Source organism: Paraburkholderia sp. BR10937, from assembly GCF_040965695.1.
Classification (GTDB): Bacteria; Pseudomonadota; Gammaproteobacteria; order Burkholderiales; family Burkholderiaceae; genus Paraburkholderia.
The window spans coordinates 57546-66882 of record NZ_JBFRCL010000048.1; the positions used below are offsets into that span (position 1 = coordinate 57546).

The 9337-nt window shown below is 65.2% G+C and carries 8 protein-coding genes; 7 read left to right on the forward strand and 1 reads right to left on the reverse strand.

Annotated features, from left to right (window positions below):
• Nucleotides 1-33 precede the first annotated feature (33 nt).
• The 3 genes from AB4Y44_RS31180 to AB4Y44_RS31190 are packed head-to-tail and all read left to right on the forward strand — an operon-like array spanning nt 34 to nt 4491.
• Nucleotides 34-1641 (forward strand): carboxyl transferase domain-containing protein, encoded by a 1608-nt coding sequence (locus tag AB4Y44_RS31180; RefSeq protein ID WP_368701719.1) that lies wholly within the window; start codon nt 34-36, stop codon nt 1639-1641.
• Nucleotides 1642-1659: 18 nt separating this feature from the next.
• Nucleotides 1660-2448, forward strand: a complete 789-nt coding sequence (locus AB4Y44_RS31185) for an enoyl-CoA hydratase/isomerase family protein (RefSeq protein ID WP_368701720.1) — start codon at nt 1660-1662, stop codon at nt 2446-2448.
• A gap of 33 nt (nt 2449-2481) precedes the next feature.
• Nucleotides 2482-4491 (forward strand): acetyl-CoA carboxylase biotin carboxylase subunit, encoded by a 2010-nt coding sequence (locus AB4Y44_RS31190; protein ID WP_368701721.1) that lies wholly within the window; start codon nt 2482-2484, stop codon nt 4489-4491.
• A gap of 143 nt (nt 4492-4634) precedes the next feature.
• On the opposite strand, the gene AB4Y44_RS31195 is transcribed toward AB4Y44_RS31190, so the two are convergent.
• On the reverse strand, nt 4635-5480 hold the full coding sequence (locus AB4Y44_RS31195; protein WP_368701722.1) for a helix-turn-helix domain-containing protein: 846 nt from the start codon (nt 5478-5480) through the stop codon (nt 4635-4637).
• A gap of 312 nt (nt 5481-5792) precedes the next feature.
• On the opposite strand from AB4Y44_RS31195, the gene galU reads away from it, so the two are divergent.
• The 4 genes from galU to AB4Y44_RS31215 all read left to right on the forward strand — a co-directional run bounded on the left by galU (nt 5793) and on the right by AB4Y44_RS31215 (nt 9152).
• The gene (gene galU / locus AB4Y44_RS31200) at nt 5793-6737 is read left to right on the forward strand and encodes a UTP--glucose-1-phosphate uridylyltransferase GalU (protein WP_342918981.1); all 945 of its coding nucleotides are present in this window, start codon (nt 5793-5795) and stop codon (nt 6735-6737) included.
• A 164-nt stretch (nt 6738-6901) separates the two neighbouring features.
• Nucleotides 6902-7639 (forward strand): response regulator, encoded by a 738-nt coding sequence (locus AB4Y44_RS31205; protein WP_342918980.1) that lies wholly within the window; start codon nt 6902-6904, stop codon nt 7637-7639.
• A complete protein-coding gene (locus AB4Y44_RS31210; protein WP_368701723.1) occupies nt 7636-8964 on the forward strand; it encodes an ATP-binding protein in 1329 nt (442 codons plus the stop codon). Before AB4Y44_RS31205 ends, AB4Y44_RS31210 begins: the two co-directional genes overlap by 4 nt.
• 50 nt (nt 8965-9014) lie before the next feature.
• Nucleotides 9015-9152, forward strand: a complete 138-nt coding sequence (locus AB4Y44_RS31215; protein ID WP_342918978.1) for a hypothetical protein — start codon at nt 9015-9017, stop codon at nt 9150-9152.
• The last annotated feature ends 185 nt before the right edge of the window (nt 9153-9337 follow it).

The following is a 9337-nucleotide window of genomic DNA, read 5'->3' on the forward strand; positions in this document are numbered from 1 at the left end:
CTAAGCAACTCACGGTAACGAAGGGAGGACGGGATGCCGGTCATCGAATCGAAGCTCAATCCGCGTTCGGAAGACTTCAAGGCCAATACCGCGGCACTCGAAGCGCTCGTCGCGGACCTGCGCGAGAAGATCCAGAAGCTTTCGCTGGGCGGCGGCGAGGCCGCGCGCGACAAGCACCTCTCGCGCGGCAAGCTGCTGCCGCGCGACCGCATTGCGCAACTGGTCGATCCGGGCACGCCATTTCTGGAGTTCTCGCAGCTCGCGGCCTACGGCATGTACAACGACGACGCACCGGGCGCGGGCATCATCACGGGTATTGGCCGCATTGCGGGGCAGGAATGCGTGATCGTCTGCAATGACGCCACGGTGAAGGGCGGCACGTACTATCCGGTCACGGTGAAGAAGCACGTGCGCGCGCAGGAAATCGCCCAGGAAAACAACCTGCCTTGCGTGTATCTCGTCGATTCGGGCGGCGCGAACCTGCCGAACCAGGACGAGGTGTTTCCGGACCGCGATCACTTCGGCCGCATCTTTTACAACCAGGCGAATCTCTCGGCGCAGGGTGTTCCGCAGATCGCCGTGGTGATGGGCTCGTGCACGGCGGGCGGCGCGTATGTGCCGGCCATGAGCGACGAGTCGATCATCGTGAAGAACCAGGGCACGATTTTCCTCGGCGGCCCGCCGCTCGTGAAGGCGGCGACGGGTGAGGAAGTGAGCGCCGAGGACCTGGGCGGCGGCGACGTCCACACGCGTCTTTCCGGCGTGGTCGACCATCTCGCGCAGAACGATGCGCATGCGCTGGCCATTGCGCGTTCGATCGTCGGCAATCTGAACCGCACGAAAACGCCGCCCGTGGTGCTGCGCGAGCCGCTGCCGCCGCGCTTCGACGCGAAGAGCCTTTACGGCGTGATTCCCGTGGATACGCGCAAGCCCTTCGACGTACGCGAGGTGATCGCCCGCATCGTGGACGACTCGGCTTTCGACGAATTCAAGGCGCGCTACGGCACCACGCTCGTGACGGGCTTTGCGCACATCTGGGGCCACCCGGTCGGCATCATCGCGAACAACGGCATTCTGTTTTCCGAGTCGGCGCTGAAGGGCACGCACTTCATCGAGCTGTGTTGCCAGCGCAAGATTCCGCTCGTGTTCCTGCAGAACATCACGGGCTTCATGGTGGGCCGCAAGTACGAGAACGAGGGCATTGCGCGCAATGGCGCGAAGATGGTGACGGCCGTGGCTACTGCAAAGGTGCCGAAATTCACGGTCATCATTGGCGGTTCGTTTGGCGCGGGCAACTACGGCATGTGCGGCCGCGCGTACTCGCCGCGCTTCCTGTGGATGTGGCCGAACGCGCGCATCTCGGTGATGGGCGGCGAGCAGGCCGCATCCGTGCTCGCCACGGTGCGCCGCGACGGCATCGAAGCGAAGGGCGGCACGTGGAGCGCCGAAGAGGAAAACGCATTCAAGCAGCCGATTCGCGACCAGTACGAGCTGCAGGGCCATCCGTACTACGCGAGCGCACGCCTGTGGGACGACGGCGTGATCGACCCGGCGCAAACGCGCGACGTGCTCGGCCTGGGCCTTTCCGCCACGATGAACGCGCCGATCGAAGAGACGCGCTTCGGCGTGTTCCGCATGTGATGCATTGAGGACCAGACAATGCAATACGAAACGCTCACCGTAGAAGTCGTCGGCCACGTGGCCACTGTCGCGCTCAATCGCCCTGAAGTGCGCAACGCGTTCAACGAAGCGATGATCGCGGACGTCACAGCCGCGTTCACCGCGCTCGGCGCGCGCGACGACCTGCGCGCGATCGTGCTCGCCGGCAACGGCAAGGCCTTTTGCGCAGGCGCGGACCTGAACTGGATGCGCAAGATGGCCGGCTACTCCGACGCGGAGAATCGCGCGGACGCCATGCGTCTCGCGCAAATGCTCTCGGCAGTCTATCGCTGCCCGAAGCCGGTCGTCGCACGCGTGCACGGCGACGCCTACGCGGGCGGCATGGGTCTCGTGTGTGCGGCGGACATCGTGGTGGCCGTGGAAAGCGCGCACTTCTGCCTTTCCGAGGCGCGTCTCGGCCTCATGCCCGCCACGATCGCGCCGTACGTGATCCGCGCGCTGGGCGAGCAGGCTGCGCGCCGCTACTTCGTCACGGCCGAAGCCTTCGACAGCGCCACCGCGCAGCGGCTCGGCCTCGTGAGCGAAGCGGTGAGCGCCGAAGACCTCGACGCCACCGTGCAACGCATCACCGAAACGCTCTGCGCGAACAGCCCGAATGCCGTGCGCGAGTGCAAGCGGCTCGTGCAGGACATCGCCGGCCAGACGATCGACGACGCCCTGATCGAAGACACCGCCGTTCGCATCGCGCGTATTCGCGCGAGCGAAGAAGGGCGCGACGGCGTGTCGTCGTTCCTTGAAAAGCGCACGCCGCGCTGGCGCGGTCAATAAGGCAAGAAGCAGGAAACGAAGCGAGGACAGCACATGTTCAACAAAATCCTGATCGCCAACCGCGGCGAAATCGCATGCCGGGTCGCGGCGACCTGCAGGCGGCTCGGCGTAAAGAGCGTGGCCGTGTACTCGGACGCCGACGCGAACGCCAAGCACGTCGCGGCCTGCGACGAAGCCGTGCATATCGGCGAAGCGGCCGCGGCGCAAAGCTATTTGCGCTATGAGCGCATCATCGAAGCCGCACGCGCCACGGGTGCGCAAGCCATTCACCCCGGATACGGTTTTCTTTCGGAGAACGAAGACTTTGCCCGCGCGTGCGAGGCGGCCGGCATCGTCTTCATCGGGCCGCCGGTCGAGGCGATCGCCGCCATGGGCTCGAAAGCGGCCGCAAAGGCGCTGATGCACGCGGCGGCCGTGCCGCTCGTGCCGGGCTACCACGGCGACGACCAGGACCCCGCGCTCCTGCAGCGCGAAGCCGATGCAATGGGCTACCCCGTGCTGCTCAAGGCGAGCGCGGGCGGCGGCGGCAAGGGCATGCGCGTGGTCGAGCGCAGCGAGGACTTCGCGGCGGCGCTCGCTTCGTGCAAGCGCGAGGCGGCCAGCAGCTTCGGCAACGACCGTGTGCTGATCGAGAAGTACCTTACGCGGCCGCGTCACGTCGAAGTCCAGGTGTTCGCCGACAAGCATGGCGGTGCGGTCTACCTGTTCGACCGCGACTGCTCGGTGCAGCGTCGTCACCAGAAAGTGCTCGAAGAAGCGCCCGCGCCGGGCCTCGAAGACGAGGTGCGCCGCGCCATGGGCGAGGCGGCCGTGGCCGCGGCGCGCGCGGTGCATTACGAGGGCGCGGGCACCGTCGAATTCATCATGACGGGCGCTAACTTCTACTTCATGGAGATGAACACGCGCCTGCAGGTCGAGCACCCCGTAACGGAGATGATCACGGGCCTCGATCTCGTCGAATGGCAGTTGCGCGTGGCGGCGGGCGAGCCGCTGCCGCTCGGCCAGTCGGAGCTTTCGATCACGGGCCACGCACTCGAGGCGCGTATTTATGCGGAAAATCCGGCGCGCGGCTTCCTGCCTTCCACGGGCACGCTCAAGCATCTGCGCATGCCGGAGGGCGTCGAGTTCCGGCTCGGCGAAGCGGGCCAGCGCGCGAGTGTGCGCATCGACAGCGGCGTGCGCGAAGGCGACACCATCACGCCGTTCTACGATCCGATGATCGCGAAGCTGATCGTGCACGGCGCCACGCGTGAGGACGCGCTTGCGCGTATGAAGCGTGCGCTCGAAGCGTGTGAGGTGGTGGGGCCGCATACGAACGTCGAGTTTCTGCATCGGCTCGTGACCTGTGAGCCGTTCGCTAGCGCCGATCTCGACACGGGCCTGATCGAGCGTAACCATGACGCGTTGTTCTCGCCGCAGCAGAAGCCGGTACGCGAAGCGGTCGCGCTCGCGTGTGCGGCGCTGCTTGGCCGTGAGGGGGGCGCGGCGCATGGTGCATCGCCGTGGCACGCGCTTTCGCATTGGCGCCTGAATAGCGGCTTTGCGCAATCGCTCTCCTGGCGCGAGGTCGAAAGCGATACCGCGTTCACCGTGGCGCATACGCATGACGGCGGCGAGGAAACCCTCGCCTATGCGGGGCACGCGGCGCGCTACACGTGGTGGCGTGGCGAGGGCGCCGACGAATATGGCGCGACCATCGGCGACAAGCGCGTGACGGGCCGCGTGTTCATCGACGGCGACGTGTTTCATGTGTTCTGCCTCGGCACGGCGATGGCGTTCGAGTGGCAGAACCTGCTCGCGCATGCGGCCGATGCGGAGCACGGCGAGGGCCGACTGACTGCGCCCATGCCGGGCAAGGTGATCGCCGTGCTGGTCGAGCCGGGCGCCGTGGTCGAGAAGGGCGCGCCGCTCATCGTCATGGAGGCGATGAAGATGGAGCACACGATCGGCGCGCCTGCGGCCGGTAAGGTCACCGAAGTCTTGTATGGCGTAGGCGACCAGGTGGCCGACGGCGCGCAATTGCTCGTGCTCGAAGCCGCTTGAACTTGCTTGAGGCGGTTTGACTCGCAGGGGCAATCGGTCCCTTCCGGTTTCCCTGTAGCCGGAGAACGACGTGAGAGTTTTGCCCTGGGGCGCTCTGCTAACGCGGAGCGCCCTTTTTTTCGCGGATCGCGGACGAGAACCGCTCAGTGTTCCTTCGCATGCGCGGCGAGCAGATCCCGATGCCGCGCTTCGGTGGCGTCGTCGGCGGGGAACATGCATTCGAGGCGCAGTTCCTGGGCGGCGATGTTTTGCGGCGTACCCACGCTCGTCACCATCGAGAAATAGCGCAGCACACTGCCGTCGTCGAGGAAACTCAGTGGAATGACCGGCATGGTGGGCGTGCCGGCCGATCCATGATGCGCTTTCCAGTCGCCCGGCACGCCGGGATATGCGAGCAATTCGTCGAGCAGCGTGCGTGTTTCTTCGTCGATCACGCGGCCGACCGCTTCGCGATGCACGCGTTGCAGCAGGCTTCGCGAAACGTTCTCCCAGTCCGCGAGGAATGGGCGCATGCCCTGAGGATCGAACATCAAACGCAGCAAGTTGCGTGGGGCTGGGTGCGCCGCCATGTCGATGAAGTGGCCGAAGAAGCGCGGCGCGGCGTCGTTGGCCATCAGCACGTTCCAGTGCCGGTCCATGACGATGGCCGGAAACGGATCGTGCTGGCGAATGACCCGCTCGAGCGCCCGCACGACATGCTGCATCTCCTGCGCGTTCCAGGGCGCATCCGAATAGACGGGCGCGTAGCCGGCGGCGAGCAACAGGGCGTTGCGCTCGCGCAGGGGCACGTCGAGCGTTTGTGCGAGGGTCAGCAGCGTGTCGCGGCCCGGCACGCTGCGCCCGCTCTCAATGAAGCTGATTTGCCGCTGCGAAATCCCGGCGTCCAGCGACAAATCGAGTTGACTCACGCCACGCGCATCGCGCCAATAGCGCAGCAGGGTGCCGAGTTCGCTTTGCGGCGCGTTCAGGTCGGGGCGCGTGGGGTTCATCGATTCTCCTGGTTGGATGCGGGCTCGATCATGTGTTGAGGATAGGCGCTCATGCGCGGCTCGCCAATTACATGCCATGTAATCGCCGCGCGGCGCAGGCATTGCGCGCGCCGCGTATGGTCGCCTTCACTCGCGCGCACTTCGCGCATAAACAGTGCGATCATTGAGCTTGGCTTTCGGCAGACCTCTCCGACCGAACCCTGGACTTGTCGCCGAGTTGGTCCGTCACATGGAGGGATCCGGGGTCGGAGTGCAAATCCCGCACCCTTCGTCATGGTCGTACCGCCCCGCTACCAGACAGGTGAGGTCATCATGCTTGGTGTTCATAAGGCTGTGTTCCCGGTGGCGGGAATCGATACGAGCTTTCTGCCGGCAACGAAGGCGAGCCCGAAGGAAATGCTGCCGGTCATCGACAAACCGCTCATTCAATATGCCGTTGAAGAAGCCATCGGTGCAGGCATTACCGAGCTGATCTTCGTGACGGGCCGCGGAAAGCGCGTCATCGAAGATCACTTCGACAGATCCTACGAGGTCGAACACGTGCTGCGGGCGCGCGGCAGGCAGAATCTCGTCGAACTCGTGCAGAGCATCAAGCCGGCCAATGTCGAGTGTGTCTATGTGCGGCAGGCCGAACCGCTCGGTCTCGGGCACGCCGTGCTTTGCGCGGAAAAGCTGATCGGCGACGAACCGTTCGCGGTCGTCCTCGCCGACGATCTGCTCGACGGCAAGCCTCCCGTTCTCGCACAAATGGTCCATATCTTCAGCCATTACGATTCCTCGGTTCTCGCCGTGGAGGAATTCGAGTCGTGCGAGTCGACGAGTCATGGCGTGATCGACGGCCGGCATTGGGACGAGCGCGTGATCAGCGTGAGCCGCATCATTGAAAAGCCGACGCCCGAACTGGCGCCGTCGAGCTTCGGCGTGGCCGGGCGTTACGTGCTCATGCCGAGCATCTTCCACCACTTGCGCGCGCTGAAACCCGATGCCAACGGCGAGATCGAGCTCACGCCCGCTATTCATTCAATGCGTGAAGAGGAGCAGGTGTTGGCCTATGAGTTCGTGGGCAAGCGCTACGACTGCGGCACCAAGCTCGGCTATGTGCAGGCGACGGTCGACTTCGCCCTGCGACATGCGGAATTGCAGGAAACCTTCGACGCGTGGCTGCGCGAGCGCATTGGCGCGGCGCAGCTGGGTGCGTGGGCGACAGGTTCGATGCTGAGCCAGCCGGCGCCGGTCGCGCCGGGGCTCGCGCATTGAGGCCATGCCTTTTGCATAGGAGAATTGAACGTTACCCGCGAGCGAGCAACCTCGATGACATGACGTCGTTTTGACGATGCCACCCTTTTTCAAGGCGATGCGAAGAAAGGATTGGTAAGAAACCGTGCAAAGTTCCGCCCGCCGCACTGCTTTAAAATCGCGGCATGAACCCCAGCGTCCTCATTGTCGACGACGATCCCGTCGTGCGCGATCTGCTGAGCCGTTTCCTGCGCTCGCATAACTTCGATACGGCCGTGCTGCACGACGGCGTCCACCTCCAGCGCCGCCTCGAGCGTGAACGTCCGTCCATTGTGGTGCTGGACATCATGATGCCCGAGACCGACGGCCTCGAGGCCATTGCCGCCCTGCGCGCGGGCGGCGACGACATTCCCGTCATTTTCGTCACCGCGCGCGGCGCCGTGAGCGACCGCATTCGGGGGCTCTCGCTCGGGGCGGACGACTATTTGCCCAAGCCCTTCGATCCGCACGAACTGCTCGTGCGCATCCAGAACATCCTGCGCCGGCGCGGCCCGTCCACCGCCAGCGCACCCGAGGCGCGCCGGCGCTATCGGTTCGGCGACTTCGAGCTCGACTTCACGATGCGCACGCTCTCCTGCGGCGACACGCAGATCCCGCTGAGAGAGAGCGAATTCGCGTTGCTGAAGGTATTCGCCACGCATCCCTACAAAGTCCTTTCGCGTACGCTGATCCACGATATCGTGCATCGCGACGAGCGCGAGTTTCACGAACGCAGCCTCGACGTGCCGATCTGGCGCCTGCGCCGCGTGATCGAGGCCGATCCGTCGAATCCGCGCCATATCCAGACCGTGCGCGGCAAGGGTTACGTATTCGTGCCGGATCCGGCGAATTATTCGGAGGCGCACGGCGCAGCAATTCAGTGAGAAGTCCGTTGAATACGCTGTTCGGGCGCATGGCGTTGCTCTCGGCGGCGGTTTTGCTTTCCATGCAGCTCGGCTGGTTTTTGCTGCTTGCCCGCCAGCCGCCACGCCATGAAGTCGATGGCTTCGCCCGTGGTGTCCTGCTCGCGCTGCGCGTGGCGAGCGAAGAGCACGTCGGCGGCGCCACGCTGCCGCCCCCGGTGCACCTCGGCGGTTCGCTCGAGCTACCGAGGGGGGCCGACCTGAGCGACGTGTTGCGCGTGCACCGCGTGCCGGTGTGGAACGTGCCCAAGGACGTACATCTGCACGAACCGAAGCGCAGGCCACTCGTCGACTTGACGCGTCATCTGCGCGAACAGTTGCCGCCCGGCACGCAGTTCGCCGTGGACGACGCGCGCCCGCCGCAACTGTGGGTGCGCTTTCCGGGCAGCACGAGCTGGGTCGTCGTGCCGGTCGATATTCCGCCGCCGCCGCGCTTCGTCATCGAAGGGATTTCGATGCTGCTGGCGGCGCTCACGCTGTCGTTTCTCGCTGCCTGGCAGATCCAGAAGCCGCTCGCGAGCCTCGCCCAGGCGGCGCGGCGCTTCGGCACCGGCGAGCGCATTGCGCCGCTCGAAGGCAAGGGGCCGCGCGAACTGCGCGACGTGAGCGCGTCGTTCAACGACATGATGCGCTGCGTGAACGAGGCCGAAGACGACCGCGTGGTGATGCTGAGCGGTATCGCGCACGATCTGAAGACGCCGCTCACGCGGCTCAAGCTGCGTGCGACCCTGATGGCCGAGGAGGCGGAGCGCAACGGCATGCTGCGCGACGTCGATTCGCTCACCCACATCGTCCAGCAGTTTCTGGAGTTCGCACAGCAGTCGCCCGACGCGGGCAGGCTATTGAGCGTCGACGGCTTTCTTCAAAGCCAGTTTGGCAATCCTGACGAAGTCGAGGGCGGCAACGGGCCGCTGTTCGTGCTTGATCTGCGTGCCGGCCCGCGGTTCAAGCTGCCGCAGGTCTCGCTGGATCGGCTCGTCACGAATCTGGTCGATAACGCGCTCGAGTATGGCGCCCCGCCGGTCGAAATCTCGACGGCGATCGAAGGCGGATCGTGCCAGATACGCGTACGCGATCACGGCGCCGGCATCGAGCCCGAGCGTATTCCCGCCGCCATGAGGCCGTTCGTGCGCCTGAATGCGGCGCGCGGCGGCGAAGGCCACTGCGGCCTCGGACTGGCCATCGTCGCGCGGCTTGTGCGCGATAGCGGCGGCCAATTCGACGTCAAGAACCACCCCGATGGCGGCCTGCTCGTGCAGCTCAGCTTTCCTGTCATCCAGGGCTGATACGGCGCCCAAAAAAAACGCGCCGAGCCCTCGCGGACCGGCGCGCAAACGTGCCAACGAGCGACGAGAGCGCCGAGGCAATGGCGGCGGCAAGCGGATTGACGTTGTTCGAGTCCGACGAGGGGTTCGAAGCCATGGGCATGCCCGACATCTGGCTGATGCTCGTGGATTGCCCGTCTGCCTGGTAAGCGGCCCAGGTCGAATACAGTGAGTTGGAGCTGGATAACGCGCTTATCGACATGTTTACCCCCGTTACTATCTTCCCGCCTCGATAATCGAGGCTTTGGCCAGCCAGGCCCGGCATGATTCTCGCCCCCAGTCGCAGTCATGATCCGGGGGGTGTTGTCACCGGGTCTGGTGGGTGGCTGGTGAT